The sequence below is a fragment of the Spiroplasma endosymbiont of Monopis laevigella genome, from assembly GCF_964019975.1.
GTDB classification, from domain to species: domain Bacteria; phylum Bacillota_I; class Bacilli_A; order Mycoplasmatales; family VBWQ01; genus Spiroplasma_E; species Spiroplasma_E ixodetis_A.
Genome location: NZ_OZ026473.1, coordinates 284,715 through 303,415, shown reverse-complemented (window position 1 = coordinate 303,415; position 18,701 = coordinate 284,715). Strand labels below are relative to the sequence as shown.

Below are 18,701 nucleotides of genomic sequence, written 5' to 3'. Positions count from 1 at the left end.
TATTTTCAATAGGATTATTAATAACATTTACTACTTTATGATAAGTTCTTACGATTCTAAATATTTCTCTGTATACTTTAAAACTATCTCTAATTATTTGTTGAACAACCGGTGGTGCAAATGCTATTGCTTTTAATCTGGAATGGCAACCCTTTTTAGGACTATTTTTTGGTAGACATTTGTTTTTGATAACTAATTGGAGTTAGGTAGTTTAGAGTACTGTGAATTCTTATGTTGTTATATCAATTGATGTAATCAAATAATTCTAATTTTAATTGGATTAATGATGTAAAATTTTTATCATTAATAAATTCAATTTTGAAAGTTTTAAAAGTTGCTTCAGCAACAGCATTGTCATAAGGACATCCTTTTTTGCTTAAAGATCGAGTTATGTTGAAAGCTAATAAAAGTTTATCAATAGTTTTATTATTGAATTCATTACCGCGATCAGTATGAAATATTTCAATATCTTTTAAACAGTGATTTGATTGCATAAATGCTTGATATACTAATGATGCATCTTTTTTAACTCCAACACTATGTCCAATAATTTCGCGGTTAAATAGGTCGATTAATAGGCAAATATAGTTTCATTTACCATTAACTTGAACATAAGTTAAATCACTAACAATAACTTCATTTTTAATTCTATTATTAAAGTTTCTATTAACAAGATTGGTTATTTGACTATCATTGACTTTATTATGATAATTTTTGAATGATAATTTAGTGTATTTTGATATTAAATTATGCTTATTCATAATTTCTTTAATTTTTCTGCGTGATAAATAAATTTCTTGGTTTGCTAGTATGAATTTTAATCTTCTAGTACCATAAACTTCTTTATTTTCTTTAAAAGCACTAATAACAGCTTGTTCATAAATATTATTTTGAATTTTATTTTTTTTCTTTAAATTAAAATAATATGTTGATTTAGAGAGTTTTAAAAAATGACACATTGTGCGAATTTTATATTTAGATTTATTATTTGCAATAATCTCTACTTTCTGCCTATTATTAGTGCTGCTTGCTTTAAAATATCAATTTCCATTCGTAACTGTTTTAATTCTTTATTTGCTTGAATTAATTGTTTTTCTAAATCTGAAAGATTATCTTTAGTTTTAAAACTACCTGAATTAGTAAATTGCTTAATTCAATTGTAAGTAGCTGCTCTTGTAACATTGTATTCTTTAACAAGGCAAGATACTGATTTGCCACTTTGATATAAAGCTACTATTTGTTTTTTAAATTCATCTGAATATGAGTTAATAGTGACCATAATTATAATTCCTTTCTTTTAACTAATTTGTTCACTTGTCTATGTAATTAGTGTCCAATAAAGTGTAACCCATCCAATATCTTTAATTTTAAATTTAGGAGTTAATTGTGGACTTAACTTTATTAATTCGTTTTGTAATAATAAATAATCTTTTAACTCTTGTGCTTCTAATTTTTGAAAATTGTTCTTATATTCTCTTTCAGCAACATATCCTAAATTTTGTATTATTGTTTCACGATTGGGAGCAAAACTATAATTCATTAAATAACGTTTATTACCAATAATTTTATCTGTTAAAATTTCTTTTCCACTTACTTGACTAATAATTTCTTGTAAGTTTTTTGCTTCTTTAATACCAACTTGTTCTAATGTTTTAGTTTTTTGTGCTAACTTAATAAATTTAGTTGTACGATAACCACGACTAATTTTATTAAGTACAGCAAATGCTGGTAATATATTAAAAAAAGTATTTAATGGTGTTACATTTCCTTTTAAATAATCATAAACTTGATTAATAGTAAAATCAGTTAAAAATTCTACACCAACAGCACTAATACTAGCAATTAAATCACTTGCACCTAATCCAAGGGCTACACTTGCACCTAATCCACCAGTAAAAGGAGCAAGTGCTACTGCTATAACTTGTACACCAATCATTTCTAAAATTTCTCATCAAAAACTTTTATTTTCTTGTTGTTTACTTATTCTAGTATGTTTTGGTTTATTTATGTTTAAAAGTATTGCTGTACTAGTTGTACCGATTGGCATGATATTAATTTCCTTTATTTAAGAGTTATTTTAATCATATTTGTTGTTCCTTTATAATTTAAGTCATTAACATTAGCATTAATAGTTATGTATAAGTCACCTGCTTTTTGTTTTTGATTACTTACATTAGTTTTTCCTTGTGCATCACTAAAATATTTAATAGTTGGATTTGTTAAATTTGGATTTAATGATTTAAGTTCATTAGTACTTTTTATTTCTGTATTTAATTCATTGTTATTGTTATTAACATTTGCAGTAATATTTGTTGTTAAAACTGTAATTTTAGTTTTTAAATCAGTTTTTTCTGTTTTAATAACTCCACATAACATTCATCTTGATGTTGTTTCATTATTAGAAATATATGGAATTGCTTCTCCAACAACTTCACCAGCAACTTTATATGCTCTTCCTGCTTTATCATCTTTAATAAAATCTACATAAATAACTGTATTTTCTATCATATATCTTTTCATCGCTCTTGGTGTTGCTAAAATAAAGGTCATTAATTGTTGTTCATTTTTATCATTAGTAAAAATCATATAATCATCAAGAACGATTTCACATAATAAACCTTTTACATATAAACTATTTCCATTTAAACGTAATTGTTGTGCTAACTGATTATCGGTAATTAAACCTTTATTATCTGCTAAATAAACTAAACTATCATAAAGACCATTAGTAATAAAAAATTTACTATTTGCAATGTTTCTAAATTGAAACAAAGTATTTCAAGCAGATAACATTGATTTTAAATAGCCTACTGGTGTTGTATCTTCAATATCGATTTTAGTAGCAAATTTTGCAATTGCTTGTGTATCATCAATTGCCAATTTATCTGCTAAATCATTTGCAACTTCATATTGCATACTATCTAATAAATTTTGTCCATTATTTGCTTTTAAATCTACATCTGCAATAATTTCTCCTGCAAGATATTTTTTAGTTATTTTTTTACTAATTTTATCTGTATCAACATATGGTAATTCATATCTTTTACTTTTATCATCTCAAGCAATAATTTTTACTTCTGGTTTTTTTGGTTTTTTAACAATAAACTCAATATTTACTGAGTCAACAATTTCAGTAGGGAAAAAGTTTGCCCATGGACTATTTGAAATTTTAAAAAACTCTATAAATTCTGGCGCTTCTACTAATCTCTCTGTATTGTCTAAATTTTGATTAAATGGTACTGACATTTTATTTCTTCCTTTCGTTTATAAATAATTTTTCTTTTTATAATTAATTAAAAAATTTTCTTTATCATTTGTTTTATTATTAATAATTATTTGTTTATTGCCACCTGTATTAATTGTTTCTTTAAATACTGGTTGTTCTTTAATCATTTTTTTAATAGTTTCTTCAATTTTTGAATTTTCTAAATTATGAGTTTTAAATTTTAAATAATCATAAAATTCAGTTTTAACTTGATATTTTTTAAATATATTAATTATTTATTTTTCTTTAATTTCTTGATTAAGTTTATTTAACTTATTTTCTGCTTCATTAACTTTATTTTCTATTTCTTGTTGAGCATTATTTTCAGTTAAAGGTTCAGTTGTTTGTTGAACATTATCTTCATTTTCTAACATTTAACATTCTCCTAATCTTATCCCAATAATCAATCTTTAACTAATTGTGGCATTTCACTTATTAATTTTTTATAATCATTAACTGCATTTTCTAATGCGTTAATATCAGTAAATTTAAAACAATTATCAATATGTAATTCAAAATCCCTATCAATTCTGATATCTTGTTTTCTATATTTTTCATTAAATTCAATTTTTGTCATATTATTTTTCTCCTTTATTAATTTTTTCGTTTAATTTTGCTAATTTTTTTTGATGTTTTATAATTTTGTTATTTGCTCTAACATGTTTTGGAGTTGTGATAAATCTTTTTAATAAAACAATAATTTCTCTGCAAATTAATGTTCCAACACTTGTTCCAATAATTATTAATTCATGTAAAAATTCTTTCATTTGAATATTTTCCTTTCAACTATTTATTTTTAATTTTTAATTATTCATCAAATTGACCACCATTAATTCTTTCAATCATTGATTGTGAATTACTTATAATTTCTACTAATACAGATATTTCTTTATTGAATTCTTCTATTTTTTCTTTATATATTTTTATTTCCTGATTATAATATTCAAGTAATTTTTCTTTATTCATAAATTATTCACCTCCTTTATAAACTCATATGATTATAATCTCAATTTAATGAAGCATTATCGTGATTTAATACTACTTCGCTCATATTATCACTACCGTATTGACTAGTTGTTTCACTATTAATTGTGAATCTATTATCATTTACTAATCTTGCAGTTTCATCATTAAATGATGTTTATTGCATTTCTTCATTATGATGTGTAGTTTCCATAGGTAATAAATTATGGATTATTTCACTTCCACCAGCAACAATAGTAGGAATTGCATAAGCATTATTAAAATCATTATTTATACCCATTGCTACACCACTTGATATTAAACATCCACCAGTAGCCATATTACAAATCTTTCTTATTGCTTCAAATTTATTAGGTATTAACTCAGTTAATCCACTAATAAGATTTGAAATACCATAAGCATTTAAACTAATATATGTATCTCAATCCATTAATGACTGATGTTCTTGTTTTGGAAATGGTGATAATATTTCAATTTCATCTTTATTTTCAAACAAAGTAGGTAATATTATCATTATTCAAATTCTCCATTTTCTATTTTTTTAATCAGTTCTTCACGTATTATTAAATTCGTTGCAATAATTGTTTGTTTTTCTCAATTATCAGTTTCCATAAATAAAGTTTTTAAATATTTAATTAATTTTTCTTTATTCATAATTTAACCTTTCTTTCCTAACTCTTTTATTTTGTTTTTGTTTACATAAGTTATTACATTTATGAGCAAAAACTCTACCATAACCACATTTATTATTCTTTTTAATTTTTATTATCATTATAAAATTCATTACTTTCTAAATATTCTAATATATTTGCATAAGTATCTGCTTTTGATTGAAATCATTTGTCTTCAACTTGATTAAAATTATTATAAAATTCAGATAAAAAAGATACTAATTTTTCTTTATTAATACAATTTTCATGTAATAATTTATCTTCTTTAATACTTTCAATTTTACCTATTTCATTAAATACTCATTGTTCTAACTCTTCTTTATTCATTATTATTTCTCCTTAGTTTTAATTTGATTAGAAATTTCACTTAATATTTTTAATACTTTATATTCATTTTTTAATTCTTTAATAATAAATATTAAAAATATTATTAGTGTTATGCTTGTTATTAATATTGGTACTATTAATAAAATTTTTCATAATATCATTTTTTACTCTTTTCATTTTTTAAATCATTTAACATTAATTGAACAAAATGCACGATTTTTAGCAATATTTAAAGTATTAAAAATTTGACCAGTTACTATAATTTCATCGTTTTTGTTTAATAAAATACAGCGTCTATAAAATTTTGGGTTGTTAAAAATTAAAGTAACATAGTTTAATCCATTTCATTGACCTCTAACACTATAATATAATTCTTTATTACCTTTTTCGTAATATTTTGCTTCAATAGTATTACTTAGTTTTACTGTTAATTTGACATAATTTGCTTTATCTTTCATGTTTATAATTTCCTTAAATAATTATCAAAAATTAATATTTTTTTATGATTTTTTAAATAATATTGAATATGCTTATAAGCATCTTGTTCATGTTTTGTTAATTTTATATTTCCTTTATAATTTGTTATTTTATTTTTATTTTTTGGTTGGTTTTCTAGATAATCTCAGTTGAAAACATCTTGAACTAATACCATTAATGCACCAATGATTTTAGGCGTTGATAATGGATTAGTTAGTAATTGTTTTGAATTTAAAAAGAAATTTTCTACAATAACTAATATTTTTTTATCAATAAATTTTTCTTTAATTAATTGAAATTTTTCTTTATACATATTTTTAGTTCATAAAACAGTTAATGTATTGAATGTTTCATTAAAAACAATATTATTAGTTTCATTTGAATATATAACAATTCCATTATTACCAATTCCAGCGGGGTCAATTCCAATAATTAAATCATATTGCATTAATTAAGTTAACCTCTAATAACTGTTTTAATAATTTCTAAATCACAATTACATCAACAATATTTACATTCTTCAATAAATTCTTTATGACCACAAACTAAATTATCTTTTTTTAAATCATCAATCAGTTTAATTAGTCCTATTTTAAATTCAATATCATCACTGTCTGGTATGCAAATCGTTCCTCTTTTAGTTAAATATTCTTTATCCATATTTATACCTCCTACTTAACCTAATATTTAAAATACAATCATAACAAATCGCTTTACTATTTTTATCTCTTAAAAAATATTTTCTTGTTTTTATATCATTAGTATTAAAGAATAAATAATCTAATTTATTTTGTTTACATGTTCAACAAAAATATTTTTTCATTATGAGTTGAAATTTCCTTATAAGAAGTAACTAGATAATTAATTGGTAAATCATCATGTTTATATGGATTATTTATTTTAAAACCTTTTCTGTTTTCTTCTCACGTAATGTTATATTTAAAACAAGGATTAGTAATTTTAGTTTTGTTATCTGTTATTTCACCTATAAATCAACTATTATGCTGTTCATAAAATTTTAATGGTTCAAGTTTTATATCATTAAGATAATATTCTTTTGGAGCAGTTGGTTTATTAACAGTTATTTTTTGGTCTTTAATATATGGTTCTAATAATTTTATTAATTCATTACCACTTAATTCTCTTTTAATATTTTCTAAATTAAAAACTCAATATGTGTAACTGTTATCAACAATAAAAGAATTATTTTTAATCATTCATTTTGGAAGTGATAATTTATATTCAACATAATCAATAAGAATAGATTGTGGTTTATCTTTAACAATTTGTTCTTTTTTAAATTCTATTTGCATAATAATCCTTTCCTAATATGTTCTGTTGCTTCTAGCATAAAGAACATATATTTTGATTTTTAGATTATTAATAATACTACTATTCGTTTTATTCATTCCAGAAATTCTGGGCTCAAAAATAAATTTCAAAAAAAATAAAAAATAAAACCAACACTTGCTCACTGGGGAGTGGCAAGGTTGGTTAAATAAAGAATAGAATTAATATAGTAGGTTCCCTAGTAGGTCTATATATACTAGTTTCCAATTCGCTCCCACCCCAAGAATTACCATTAAATGGTTAGTATAATTTATTAGGTATCACTCCACTTTTTATTTATTCATGCAAGTCCACATGTTCTAGCTACTATTTTTAACAACTGTGTTGTAGTTCACTTTTTTAGTTCCCTAACACGTGTTGATAATAGCGTTAAAGACGGTTATTAAAAATTTTAAAATTTTACAATTACAAAAAAAGACAAGAAATAATCTTGTCTTTTTCCTTGTTAATAATTTTTATTTTATCTTATAAAATCTATATTTTTTAAAATACGTCGAATATAAATTTAAGGGTAAAAGAGAATTTAATTTGTCTATCATCATTTTTAAATGGTAATTTCGGAAATAAGTTACTAATATGATAATTAATTATTTCGTAACTTTGACAACCGCCCTATAAACAAAAGCAATGAGAAGCTTTAATTGGTTTATTAAATACAAAAGTTTATACATTTTTTTATGATGCCGCTAAAAATGGTAATAAAATTACTAGATTTATTAATGTTCAGAGAGTGTGATTACAAGTAGATTTTGGGAAAGTAAATGCACTAAAAGATTCAAGAATTGGATCATTACCAGTTTTAGATTAAAACTATATTAACACAATTATATTTTACAAAAAGAGCAGTTGACAATGCTCTTTTTGTGTTAATTAATAAATTATTTTATCTAATCTTATTTTAATATTTGAGTTTGTTGAATTAATTTATTTTTTCTTTTATTCATAAATAAAATAATTTGATATTTTATTTATGAACTAAATTTATAATTATCAAATAAGAGGGGGTGTTAAAATGATAAATAATGTTGTATTAGTAGGTAAATTAATGAATGAACCAGAAATAATACCAACCAGAGAACAAATTCCAACAAAATGAACCAAGTTTATAATGGCAGTTGAAAGACCTTTTAAAAATCGTCAAAATCAATTTGAAATTGATTTTATCACTATTAAAACTTGAATAGCTAATACAGAGGAATTAAAAACACTATTAAAAAAGAATGCAATTATTGGTATTAAAGGTAGAATTCAAACATTTGCTAATAAATCTAATGATTTTTACTATATAGAAATTATTGCTGATCGTATTATTTATTTAACTTAAAACTAATTAAAAAATAGTCTTAATTACTCAATAATTAAGACTATTTTTATTTTTACTACTAATAAGTTTATAGTCACTTTATATTTTTTCAAATTAAAACGATATATAGTAAAATAAATTTGTTATAATTTTACTATAATTTATTAGTATAAAAAGTTAGGAGTAAACAAAATGAAAATTGGAATTGTAAGTGATTCAGCTACTGGTTTTACCCTTGAAGATATGAAAAAATATCCTGAAATAATAATTATTCCTTTAAATATTATTGAAGGAGAAAATGCTTATGATGATAATAATATTGATATTGATAGTGAAACAATTCGTAAAAAGATGATTGATGAACACTATATTTTAAAAACTAGTCAAACTAGTCGTGGTAAACTTGAACAATATTGAGATAATGCTTTGAGTAAATATGATCAAATTTTATTTTTACCAATTGCTAATAATGCTTCAGGACAATATGCAAGTTCGCAAGTTTTACAAAAAGAAGAAAAATATAAAAATAAAGTCCATATTTTAGAAACAGGTGCTGCTTCAATACCTTTAAAATTTATGGTTTTAATTGCTTTTACTCTTGTTAAAAATGGAAAAAAAATTCCTGAAATTTTAGAAATTTTAAATAAATTCCGCAAAACTTATGAATCTTATATTGCTCCTAATGATTTAAAATTTTTAGCTCGTGGTGGTAGATTACCAATGAGTAAAGCAAGAATTGGTAATTTTTTACGTTTTAAACCAATTTTAAGATGTAAAGAAACAATTGATAATATTGGTAGAGTTAGAACTTTAAGTAAAGCTATGGAAGAAATGTTAGATATTATTACTAAAATTAAAGATGTTACTAAAGAAACAATATATATTATTGATGGTTGATGTAGAAAAGATATTATTGATGAAGCAATTAAAAAAGTAAAAAATAGAGGATTTACCAAATATAAAGTTGAACCATTATGTAATATTTTAAAAACACATACTGGTAATAATACTATTGGTTTTTCAGTAGTACCTAATCAATGAGTAAAAGAAGTCTAATAAAAAAGTAGTTTTATAAAAGATTGATTAAGTATGCTGTTTTTTTAGAAAAATATATAAAAAAATTTAAATCTAAAAAAGAATGTTAGTAAAGGTTAATTTAGTTTACTAACATTCAGATTTTTTTCAACTTATAAATTATAAATAATAAAATATTAAATATTATGATTTAAATTCTTATTAATAGTTAAAGTTTTAAACTAAAGAAATAATTGAAAAAATTTAATAAAATAAATATCTATAAATTAAAGTAATGGTTTTTTAATTTATTGAGCTTTAACTATAAAATTAAAAAATATTTTTAAAATTTAATGGAGGATGAAAATGCAAACTTTTATTGGAATTATAGGTTATTTAACCGGAATATTATCTATTATAACATTTATTCCACAAGCAATAAAAACAATAAAAACTAAGGAAACTAAACATATAATCTTATCAACTTATATAATTTATAATATTGCTAATCTTTTTTTCTTGATATTTGGAATACTTTCAGTAACATTACCAGTAATGTGACCAGAAGGTGCTGATACTCTTGAAATTGCAATTTGAGGTTCTACCTTAATAATACCGTATACAGTAACAATGACTGCAACTAATTGTATTATTTATGTTAAAGTAAAAAATATGAAAACGTTGGGCGAAAATGCTAGAACTTTGGAGGAATAAAAATAATGGCAAATACTGAATGATGAATTATTACTATAATAGGGATTATTGGAGCACTTATTGCTGTTATAGCATTTTGTCCACAATCTTTAAAAACAATAAAAACTAAAAAAACAGATGGTATTTCTTTACTTACATTTATTCTTTATACAACAGCTAACAGTTTATGAGTATTATGGGGCATTATTCATTTATCATATTATGGCGGATCTCAATCAACAATTTTAATGAAAGATTTAGTTATAATTTGTGCTAATACACCTTGTGCAATATGATCAGGAATTATTCTTGGTATTAAAATTAATAATATGTATAAATATTGTGAAGTTTGTAAAAAATGAAAAGGTAAAGTAAATATAAAGAGCAACTTTTAATAGTTTATTTTTTATTAAAAATAATAATTTATTACTAAAAATGCATTGTAATGATGCATTTTTTAATAGTTATAATAGTAAAATACTTATCAAAATTAAAAATAATAATTTAAGTTATAATATATGTATAATTAAAAATTTTGTGGGGTTAAATAATGATAATTCAAAATGATGTTTATAAAATTCTAGTACAAGTAATCCTAGAAAAAGGTCATTGTAATGTTTTATTAGCACAAATGATGCGAGATAAAAATCTAACATTATCAGAAAAAGAAGCAATTGAAAAGATAGTACTAGGAACTTTAAAAAATCAAATTTATTTAGATTATATATTAAATCAAATATGAAATGTTTTGAAATCAGTAATTACTATTCCTTTTCACATAACTATTTTATTATGAATAATTTTATATGAAATCTATTTTTTAGAAATTACTAATAAAGAAATTTTCATTGAAAATACTTTAAAAAAAGTAAGCACCATTGATAATAAACTAATATTTATTATTTCTAAAGTATTAGATTTATGTTTTACTGAATTTAGATCAGAAATTAACTTACAAAAAGAAAGTAAACAAAATATTAAATTAATTAAATATAGTTATCCTAGTTGATTATATTCTTTAATAAAATCACAATTTAGTATTAATATTGCAAATCAATTGATAAAAGATAACTTAAGAATGCCATTAATTAGTTTTAGAGTTAATACATTAAAAACTACTGTTAATAAAGTGTTAAACAATGAAAATTATAAATCTTTTAACTTTTGTTTAAGCGAGATAGTATCTGATGGTATTATTAGTTCAAAGTCAATTTTTAACACAAAATTATATGAAAATGGTGAAATTATTAAACGAGACCAAGCAAGTATGTTAGTTAGTCATTTTTTAGATCCACAACCATATGATGAAGTATTAGATATGTGTGCAGGAATTGCTAGTAAAACAGCTCATATGGCAGCTTTAATGTCTAATCACGGTAAGATAGTTGCTTGTGATATCAATGAAGAACGATTAAAAATTGGTGCTACTTATTTAAAAAAATTAGGCGTAACAAATACTGAACTTAAATATGGTGATTCTACAATATTGGATTTTAATAATAAGTTTGACAAAATTTTAATTGATGCTCCTAGTACTGCTTGAGGTTTAATTAAAAGAAAACCAGAAGTTAAACTTATCAATTGAAGTAAAGAAGAAATTAATCACTTAATTACTGTTCAAGCAAAATTATTAAATAAGGCTTATCAACTTTTAAAACCCGAAGCGATAATTGTGTATGTTACTTGTACTTTCAATATTAAAGAAAATCAAAATCAAATTGAGAAGTTTGTTAAAAATCACGCAGATATGACAATCATTGCAGAAAAACAATTTTTTGGTTTTAATAACAATACTGATGGATTTTATATTTGTAAATTAAAAAAAGGAATATAGGGGGTCAGTTTATGAAAATAAATGCTAGTTATAAAACAGATGTTGGTAATTATCGTACAAATAATCAAGATGCCGTTTTATATTTAACAAATAATACGGGACAAGTTATTGGTGTTGTTTGTGATGGTTTGGGTGGTCATAAATGTGGTGAAGTGGCCAGTAATATGGTTGTTAGTATGTTAAAAAAATTTTTTGAAACAACAGATTTTACTAAATTAAAACATGATAAACAAATTCATGCATGATTACAAGAAAAGATAGATATTATTCAAATTGAAATGAATAATTTTATTTTAAGTAATGAACAAGCGCTTGATATGGGAACAACTATGGTAATAATTTTAATTACTAATAACAAAGCTTATTTAGTAAATATTGGTGATTCACGTATTTATCAATATAGTGAACAAGGATTAAAACAGTTAACAGTTGATCATAATATTTTAAATCTATATTTACAAAAAAACACAACTAAAGAATCAAGTGTTGATTTAAATCACACTTATTGAAAGGCATTAACTAGTGCTCTTGGTCCACGTAAGCCATTGAAAACCGATATTTTTCATTTACCCTTAATAATTCCATCATATTTTCTTTTAACTAGTGATGGTGTTCATGATTTTTTAGAAGAATATGAAATAGTTAATATTTTAGAAAAAAATGGAAATATTAATAACAAAGTTAAGTTATTAATTAAGCAAGCATTACTTAATGTTTCAACTGATAATGTTACTGTATTATTAATGGAAATAAAATTTTAGTCTTTTGACATTTTTGTGTAAAATATAAATTATAAATAAGTTAGTAATTTTTAAAAAATAAATTTAAAAGTAATGGTGAAACTAATGGAAATAAATAAATTATTGAATAATCGTTATCATATTTTAAAAATTATTGGTTCGGGTGGTATGGCTAAAGTTTATGAAGCACAAGATAAATATTTAAATCGGCAAGTTGCTTTAAAAGTAATTAATCCAATTTCACCACTAGATGACTTAATAAAAGAACGATTTTTGCAAGAAATTAGAGCAGTATCTAGAGTTAGACATCCCAATGTTATTTTGGTATATGATGTTTTTATTGATAAGAAAGATTGATGCTTAGTTTTTGAATTATTAGAAGGTAAAACATTAAAAGAATATTTAAGTAATTATTCAGTTTTATCAGTTAATGAAGTTATAGTTATTATGGAAGAAATTTTAAAAGGGGTTAATGCGTGTCATGCAGTCAATATTATTCATCGTGATTTAAAACCCGAAAATATTATTTTAACTAGTAGTGGAGCAATTAAAGTTTTAGACTTTGGTATTGCTGTTATTGATGATTATGAAGTTAAAAAACACGCTGATCAAGTTGTAGGAACAATGAAATATATTGCTCCAGAAGTAGTAAAATTTCAAACACCAACAATTCAAAGTGATATTTATGCTTTAGGTATTATATTATATGAATTATTAGTTGGTAAACCACCTTTTTTTCATAAAAATCCACAAATATTAGCGGCCAAACATATTAAAGAACCAATGCCATTAATTCATGAAATTAATAAAAATATTCCACAAAGTTTAGAAAATATTATTTTGAAGGCAACTGCTAAGGATATTAATGATCGCTATCGGACAATTAGTGAATTGAGTAATGATTTAGATTGTTGTTTAAAAATGGAAAATAAAAATAATATGTTATTTAAGAAAAATTACTTAAATTCACAAAAATTAAAAAAACCATTTTATTTAAAAAAAGAATTTTTATCATCTTTAATTTTAATTATATTATTACTTATTGGTGTTATTATAAGCATATTAATTTTATATTAATTGGAGGACACTATGAACTTTAAACAAGGAATAGTTATTGGAGTTGCAAATAACTTTGTTGAAGTAAGAATTGAAAATCAAATTTATTCTTGTTTAATCAAAGGAAATTTAAAATTTCAAACAGCAAAAATTTTAGTTGGTGATTATGTTAAAGTTAATTTTAAAGATGATAAAAATCCTTTGGTTGAATCAATTTTACCTCGATTTAATGAACTATATCGACCAAGCATTGCTAATGTTGATCAAGTATTAATTGTTAGTTCTCTTGTTAATCCTTTTCTTAGTAGTTTTCTATTAAATAAATTATTAACTATTTTTAATTATTATCATTTAAAAATAATTTTAATATTTACAAAAATTGATTTGGTAACTAAAGATAATGAAGTTTGAACAAAAGTTAAAGCATATCAGAATTTAAATTTACCAGTAATTTTTATTTCAAATGTTAAAAAAAATGGTATTGAAGATTTAAAAAAAGTTTTTACAAACAAGTTATCAATATTAACAGGTACTTCAGGAGTGGGAAAGAGTTCAACTTTAAATAGTTTGGATAATAATTTAAAACTATGAACACAGTATATTTCTACAAGTTTAAATCGTGGTAAACATACCACAACTAAAACTCGCCTTTATTTTTTACATGATGGTATTATTGCAGATACACCTGGTTTTTCGGTCTTTCAATTGCAAGGTTTAAGTAGTATTGATATTGCTACTAATTTTCCTAGTTTTACTAATATTTGACAAAATTGTAAGTTTCGTACTTGCTTACATCAGCAAGAACCAGAATGTGCAATTAAAAAAGCAGTTGCAAATAAAATAATTTCTGGTTTTTTTTATGAAGATTATTGTAAAATTTTAATAGAATTCAATAAAATTAATAATTTAAAATAAAGGATGGTAATATATGAAAAAAGAAGTAACAATTGCCGCTAGCATTTTAACTGCTAACTTTCTATCTTTAAAAGATGATTTATTAAATTTACAAAATGCAGGAATTAATTGAATTCATTTTGATGTTATGGATCATCATTTTGTTGAAAATTTAAGTTTTGGTGCAAAAATATTAAGTGATGTATGTAAATTTAGTTCTAATATCAATATTGATTGTCATATGATGGTAAAGATAACAACATTAAAAGTATGTGATTATTTAAAACCATTTATAATTTTACCGCAAGTTAAAAATATTACTTTGCATTATGAAGCATTAACAGAAGAACAATTAAAAGAATTTCTGCAGTGAAAAAACCCTGGTTTTAAAAAAGGAATTGCCATTAATCCTGATACACCAATTTCAAAAATTTATGATTATTTGAAAGATCTTGATACAATTTTAATTATGAGTGTGCAACCAGGTGCGGGTGGACAACGTTTTTTAGATTTAACTATTAATAAAATTAAAATGTTAGTAAAACATATCGATAATAATTTTCCAAATATTACAATTGCTGTTGATGGCGGCATTAATAATTTAACAGCAAATGATTGTATTACTGCTGGTGCTAATTACCTAGTAGCGGGTAGTTATTTATTAAATAGTGATAATTCAGTAAAAAAACAAGTTGCGATGTTAACAAATTATGAAAAATAGTGATATTAAACAATTAGTAATTGTTTGTCGTGATTATAATTTAAATTGAGAACAATTTATTAATCCAATTTTTGTTGGTGTTGAAACTGGTGTTTTATCATTATTAAAATATAAAAAACCAATTAAGTTTATTTGTGGTGATAATGATACCATTAATAAACAACAGTTAAAGATTTTAAATGATCAAAGTAAAATACATAATTTTGAAATTATTACTTTTAATAAAGAAAAAGATTTTATTGATAGTGAACTTGCGATAGTTACTGCAATTTCCAAAAAAATTAATTTTCAACAAATAGTGATAGTAAGTGATGGAATACGTTGGGATATGTTACTTGCTAGTATTAATATAATAAAAAAATATGAATGTTTTAACCCAATTTTATTAGGTGAAAATAATTATTGTTTTTTATTAAAAGCAAAATCAGAATATATTTTTTACAATTGACAATTAACATATAAATATATTTCTTTTTTTAGTTTAGACAATGAAGAAGTAATTTATAATTTTAGTGGTTGTAAGTTTTATCCAAATCAGGATATTACTGTTACTAATAATAGTACACAAACTATTAGTAATGAATTTAACAAAAAAGAAAGACCAAAACTAATTATTAAAAAGGGAAAATGTTTAGTTTTTTTACATAAATAATTTTTTAAAATTTAGAAAAACTAATTATTATTTTATGCCAAAAGTATATTAATAAAATCTTAAAAAAAAGATAGTATAATAAAAATCATAAACTTAATATAAGTTTTATAACCCTTATTTTTATTAAAAATAAATGGGTTTTTTTATTTTTTAAAAGAGGAGAAATTAAAAAATGGTAAAAGAAAAAATGTTATCTGCAACAAAGTTAATAAAAAAACTTGAAAGTATAAAGTTAAGATATCAAAAACAACATAATACTCAAATTCCTTATTTTAAAAGAATTATTGAAGAATTAAAAGGAATATTTTTGGTTGCAGATATTCCTAATGTTATTAAAAATCTTAAATATCTTCAATATAATTGTGGAAAAAGTACAAAAAAATATTCTGATAAAGCAATAATGCCAATTTTATCTTTGTTTACTGTAACTATTAGTTTTTTAGAAGCACAAGCAAATAAGGGAACATTGGCAATAGATTTTAAAAATATATATAAATATGATTTAAGTAATGTTTTAACTACTTCAGAAGATAAGTTATTTGTATTAGGTTTACAAACTGATTTAGAAGTTGAAATAAAGCATAGAGATAGTTCTAAAAGTTTAGATGATTTAACACTATATGATAGTTCAGACATTAGTGAAATTTTTAAAGAAATGCAAGAAAAAATACATGATTTAAAAATACTAAAAGAAGCTAAAAATAAAATATGTGGACAAATTAATAATTTTAATTTGAATTTCAAAAATGAAAAACAATTAGCAAGAAGATGGTGACATTGACCACTTAAATTTTTGACTTGTGGAATGTGAGAAAGTAATAAAATTAAAGCAATTAATAATAAATATAGTAAGGATAGTTTTGATAAATTAATTTGCGAACATAATGGATTAAATACTAAAATTAATAAGTTAGAAAGTGATATTGAAATTTTAAAAACTAAAGTTAATAAATTAGAAAAGAAAACTAAAATATTAGGAAGTAGTAGTTTAAATTATGGTAAAAAATGAAAATCAATAAATGATTTAGATGAACATAATATTGTAGAAAAGAGTTTTTCATATCAAAATTTATTATAAGACGTTATTATTTGGTGATAATTTATTTTTTTAATTTAAAATAAAAATTAATCTCTTTAAAATTTTATTTTTAAAGAGATTAATAATATTTTTTGTTAAAAGGATATAATTTAAGCAATAAGAAATAATAATTATAAAATTATTTTAAATTTTAGTAGTTTTAGATATTTTACTTGGAAGTAATGTTGTGGTTGTAATTCCCATTAGTAGTAATAAAGGTCATTCAAATTCTAATAATGTATCTAAGTCTAATTTATTTGTTAATAAAAAACCTAAATATAAAACTACTGTCAATAAAAATGCAAATATTATTGTTAATAATTTAATTATAAAATAAAATTTAAGTTTTTTTAATTCGTATTTATCATTTTCAGTTTGTTCATCATTTTCTTTTGAATTCAAATTATTTTTAGTTTGAATATCAATTGTTTCGATAGTTTTTTTAATTTTTGATCATTTTTATCATTTGTTTTTTGAATCTGCTTTTGTTTCATTTTATCCTCTTTTTTTAATTTATATAGTAATAAACACTTATAGTATATCAAAAATAATAATTAAATAAGATAAAAAAGTATAAATGTTTGTTTTTGTTTAATAAACACTAAAAATTTACCTTTTATTAAGTAATTACACAAATTATTTATAATGTAATTGATTTATTTAATTTATCATCATATTCTTTTAAAAGTTGTTTTGAATCGTTTATAATTTTTTTTATTTCTGGTTAATATTGTTCCATTTGTGCTTGTGATACTTCGAACCTCCCTATTCTTATTAGTTCAAGTTCAATTTTTTACTAATTTTTTCTTCTTTTAATTCAGAAGAACAAGATCATAATGATAATGGTTCATCTGAAAATAGCTTGCTTTCTAATTCTTTGATTTCTTTTCAAATATTTTTAATTTTTTCTTCAATTTCTTTAATGTTCATTTTTTCTTTTTTACGTTCTTCATTTAAATTTAGTATATATTCTGTAATTCCAAGTTGGTCATCATTAATTTCAAAAAATGTAATTAAAGATGTTAATATTTTGATGCCAGTATTTTTGCTATTTTTTATTATTTGTGCAATATTTGGAAAATCTGTTTTAAATTGTGTTCAGTTTTTTGATTCTTGTTTATTTTCATTATCTTGTAATGGTTTTTCTTCAAATGTTTCGAATTCTTGAGATTGTTGAAGATTTTCCTTATTAACTTTTGTATCATTATCTAAGATTATAGTTTCAAATATTTTTAATAAATATTCACCTGGTATTTTTTTGTTAATATTTTTTATTGCTTCTTTTTTTCTTTTTTCTCTTTCATTTTGTAATAGTTTTTCTTTTTCTATATAAGTTAAAGGCATATCTTTTAATCTTTTTCCTTTCTTTAATTTTAATTTAATAAAAAACCTAATATAAATAAATTTCTATATTAGGAATTAACTTTTATTAAATTATAAATAAATATTAGCATAAAAAATAATTATATTTATAAAGTTAATACTTAACATGAATAAATGTAAATTATAGATTTATTAATGTATAAGGTGTATTAAAATTAAGATTAGCGTAGTCAATTTTCTTATTTTTATGTAGAAGTAGTTATTTTATCAAACTAGGAATCCTTTACATTATTTATTGTAAAAATTAAAAATTATTAAG

The 18,701-nt window shown here is 22.1% G+C and carries 29 protein-coding genes; 11 read left to right on the top strand and 18 right to left on the bottom strand.

The window, feature by feature from the left end; translation table 4 throughout:
• Positions 1–161 precede the first annotated feature (161 nt).
• The 16 genes from AACK94_RS01810 to AACK94_RS01735 form a co-directional block, all read right to left on the bottom strand.
• Positions 162–1,279, bottom strand: a protein-coding gene (locus tag AACK94_RS01810) for an IS3 family transposase (protein WP_338975572.1) whose coding sequence is annotated in 2 segments (ribosomal slippage) — positions 162–1,009 and positions 1,009–1,279 — 1,119 coding nt in all. Because the reading frame shifts where the segments join, the coding sequence is not laid out codon by codon here.
• A 39-nt stretch (positions 1,280–1,318) separates the two neighbouring features.
• Positions 1,319–2,047: a hypothetical protein gene (locus AACK94_RS01805; protein ID WP_338975970.1), complete on the bottom strand. Its 729-nt coding sequence runs from the start codon at positions 2,045–2,047 to the stop codon at positions 1,319–1,321.
• A 14-nt stretch (positions 2,048–2,061) separates the two neighbouring features.
• Complete coding sequence (locus tag AACK94_RS01800) at positions 2,062–3,246, bottom strand: hypothetical protein (protein WP_338975968.1); 1,185 nt, start codon at positions 3,244–3,246, stop codon at positions 2,062–2,064.
• Between the two features lie 18 nt (positions 3,247–3,264).
• On the bottom strand, positions 3,265–3,393 hold the full coding sequence (locus AACK94_RS01795; RefSeq protein WP_338975967.1) for a hypothetical protein: 129 nt from the start codon (positions 3,391–3,393) through the stop codon (positions 3,265–3,267).
• A gap of 108 nt (positions 3,394–3,501) precedes the next feature.
• Entirely contained in the window at positions 3,502–3,639 is a 138-nt protein-coding gene (locus AACK94_RS01790) for a hypothetical protein (protein ID WP_338975966.1), read from the bottom strand.
• Between the two features lie 17 nt (positions 3,640–3,656).
• Positions 3,657–3,842, bottom strand: a complete 186-nt coding sequence (locus AACK94_RS01785; protein ID WP_338975873.1) for a hypothetical protein — start codon at positions 3,840–3,842, stop codon at positions 3,657–3,659.
• Position 3,843: 1 nt separating this feature from the next.
• The gene (locus AACK94_RS01780; protein WP_174481134.1) at positions 3,844–4,032 is read right to left on the bottom strand and encodes a hypothetical protein; all 189 of its coding nucleotides are present in this window, start codon (positions 4,030–4,032) and stop codon (positions 3,844–3,846) included.
• Between the two features lie 40 nt (positions 4,033–4,072).
• Complete coding sequence (locus AACK94_RS01775; RefSeq protein WP_338975872.1) at positions 4,073–4,231, bottom strand: hypothetical protein; 159 nt, start codon at positions 4,229–4,231, stop codon at positions 4,073–4,075.
• Positions 4,232–4,406: 175 nt separating this feature from the next.
• Positions 4,407–4,763, bottom strand: coding sequence for a hypothetical protein (locus tag AACK94_RS01770; protein WP_338975965.1), 357 nt, complete (start codon positions 4,761–4,763; stop codon positions 4,407–4,409).
• Positions 4,763–4,903, bottom strand: coding sequence for a hypothetical protein (locus AACK94_RS01765; RefSeq protein ID WP_281749441.1), 141 nt, complete (start codon positions 4,901–4,903; stop codon positions 4,763–4,765). Before AACK94_RS01765 ends, AACK94_RS01770 begins: the two co-directional genes overlap by 1 nt.
• A 101-nt stretch (positions 4,904–5,004) precedes the next feature.
• Positions 5,005–5,247: a hypothetical protein gene (locus AACK94_RS01760; RefSeq protein WP_338975868.1), complete on the bottom strand. Its 243-nt coding sequence runs from the start codon at positions 5,245–5,247 to the stop codon at positions 5,005–5,007.
• Between the two features lie 2 nt (positions 5,248–5,249).
• On the bottom strand, positions 5,250–5,408 hold the full coding sequence (locus tag AACK94_RS01755) for a hypothetical protein (protein ID WP_338975867.1): 159 nt from the start codon (positions 5,406–5,408) through the stop codon (positions 5,250–5,252).
• 3 nt (positions 5,409–5,411) lie between these two features.
• A complete protein-coding gene (locus AACK94_RS01750) occupies positions 5,412–5,705 on the bottom strand; it encodes a hypothetical protein (RefSeq protein ID WP_281748670.1) in 294 nt (97 codons plus the stop codon).
• Positions 5,706–5,707: 2 nt separating this feature from the next.
• On the bottom strand, positions 5,708–6,172 hold the full coding sequence (locus tag AACK94_RS01745; RefSeq protein WP_281748671.1) for a hypothetical protein: 465 nt from the start codon (positions 6,170–6,172) through the stop codon (positions 5,708–5,710).
• 8 nt (positions 6,173–6,180) lie between these two features.
• Positions 6,181–6,384: a hypothetical protein gene (locus tag AACK94_RS01740; RefSeq protein ID WP_281748672.1), complete on the bottom strand. Its 204-nt coding sequence runs from the start codon at positions 6,382–6,384 to the stop codon at positions 6,181–6,183.
• Between the two features lie 134 nt (positions 6,385–6,518).
• Positions 6,519–7,037 carry a hypothetical protein gene (locus tag AACK94_RS01735; protein ID WP_338973560.1) on the bottom strand — a complete coding sequence of 173 codons (519 nt, stop codon included), beginning with the start codon at positions 7,035–7,037 and terminating at the stop codon, positions 6,519–6,521.
• 1,049 nt (positions 7,038–8,086) lie between these two features.
• Here AACK94_RS01735 and AACK94_RS01730 point away from each other — a divergent pair.
• From AACK94_RS01730 to AACK94_RS01680, 11 genes are all read left to right on the top strand, one after another.
• A complete protein-coding gene (locus tag AACK94_RS01730) occupies positions 8,087–8,398 on the top strand; it encodes a single-stranded DNA-binding protein (RefSeq protein ID WP_338975964.1) in 312 nt (103 codons plus the stop codon).
• Between the two features lie 171 nt (positions 8,399–8,569).
• Positions 8,570–9,433, top strand: a complete 864-nt coding sequence (locus tag AACK94_RS01725) for a DegV family protein (protein ID WP_281748924.1) — start codon at positions 8,570–8,572, stop codon at positions 9,431–9,433.
• A 324-nt stretch (positions 9,434–9,757) separates the two neighbouring features.
• Positions 9,758–10,105, top strand: coding sequence for a SemiSWEET family sugar transporter (locus AACK94_RS01720; protein WP_338975962.1), 348 nt, complete (start codon positions 9,758–9,760; stop codon positions 10,103–10,105).
• Positions 10,106–10,110: 5 nt separating this feature from the next.
• Positions 10,111–10,479, top strand: a complete 369-nt coding sequence (locus AACK94_RS01715; RefSeq protein ID WP_338975960.1) for a SemiSWEET family sugar transporter — start codon at positions 10,111–10,113, stop codon at positions 10,477–10,479.
• 155 nt (positions 10,480–10,634) lie between these two features.
• Positions 10,635–11,918, top strand: a complete 1,284-nt coding sequence (locus tag AACK94_RS01710; RefSeq protein WP_338975959.1) for a methyltransferase domain-containing protein — start codon at positions 10,635–10,637, stop codon at positions 11,916–11,918.
• A gap of 11 nt (positions 11,919–11,929) precedes the next feature.
• Positions 11,930–12,679, top strand: a complete 750-nt coding sequence (locus AACK94_RS01705) for a PP2C family protein-serine/threonine phosphatase (protein WP_338975957.1) — start codon at positions 11,930–11,932, stop codon at positions 12,677–12,679.
• 84 nt (positions 12,680–12,763) lie between these two features.
• On the top strand, positions 12,764–13,735 hold the full coding sequence (locus AACK94_RS01700) for a serine/threonine-protein kinase (RefSeq protein ID WP_338975955.1): 972 nt from the start codon (positions 12,764–12,766) through the stop codon (positions 13,733–13,735).
• A gap of 12 nt (positions 13,736–13,747) precedes the next feature.
• Complete coding sequence (gene rsgA / locus AACK94_RS01695) at positions 13,748–14,629, top strand: ribosome small subunit-dependent GTPase A (RefSeq protein WP_338975954.1); 882 nt, start codon at positions 13,748–13,750, stop codon at positions 14,627–14,629.
• A gap of 13 nt (positions 14,630–14,642) precedes the next feature.
• A complete protein-coding gene (locus AACK94_RS01690) occupies positions 14,643–15,329 on the top strand; it encodes a ribulose-phosphate 3-epimerase (RefSeq protein WP_281749492.1) in 687 nt (228 codons plus the stop codon).
• Positions 15,319–15,981: a hypothetical protein gene (locus tag AACK94_RS01685; protein ID WP_338975952.1), complete on the top strand. Its 663-nt coding sequence runs from the start codon at positions 15,319–15,321 to the stop codon at positions 15,979–15,981. Before AACK94_RS01690 ends, AACK94_RS01685 begins: the two co-directional genes overlap by 11 nt.
• Positions 15,982–16,153: 172 nt before the next feature.
• Entirely contained in the window at positions 16,154–17,059 is a 906-nt protein-coding gene (locus AACK94_RS01680; protein ID WP_338974916.1) for a hypothetical protein, read from the top strand.
• Between the two features lie 144 nt (positions 17,060–17,203).
• On the opposite strand, the gene AACK94_RS01675 is transcribed toward AACK94_RS01680, so the two are convergent.
• Positions 17,204–17,461 (bottom strand): hypothetical protein, encoded by a 258-nt coding sequence (locus AACK94_RS01675; RefSeq protein ID WP_338975951.1) that lies wholly within the window; start codon positions 17,459–17,461, stop codon positions 17,204–17,206.
• Positions 17,462–17,833: 372 nt separating this feature from the next.
• Positions 17,834–18,403 carry a hypothetical protein gene (locus tag AACK94_RS01670; RefSeq protein ID WP_338975950.1) on the bottom strand — a complete coding sequence of 190 codons (570 nt, stop codon included), beginning with the start codon at positions 18,401–18,403 and terminating at the stop codon, positions 17,834–17,836.
• Between the last annotated feature and the right edge of the window lie 298 nt (positions 18,404–18,701).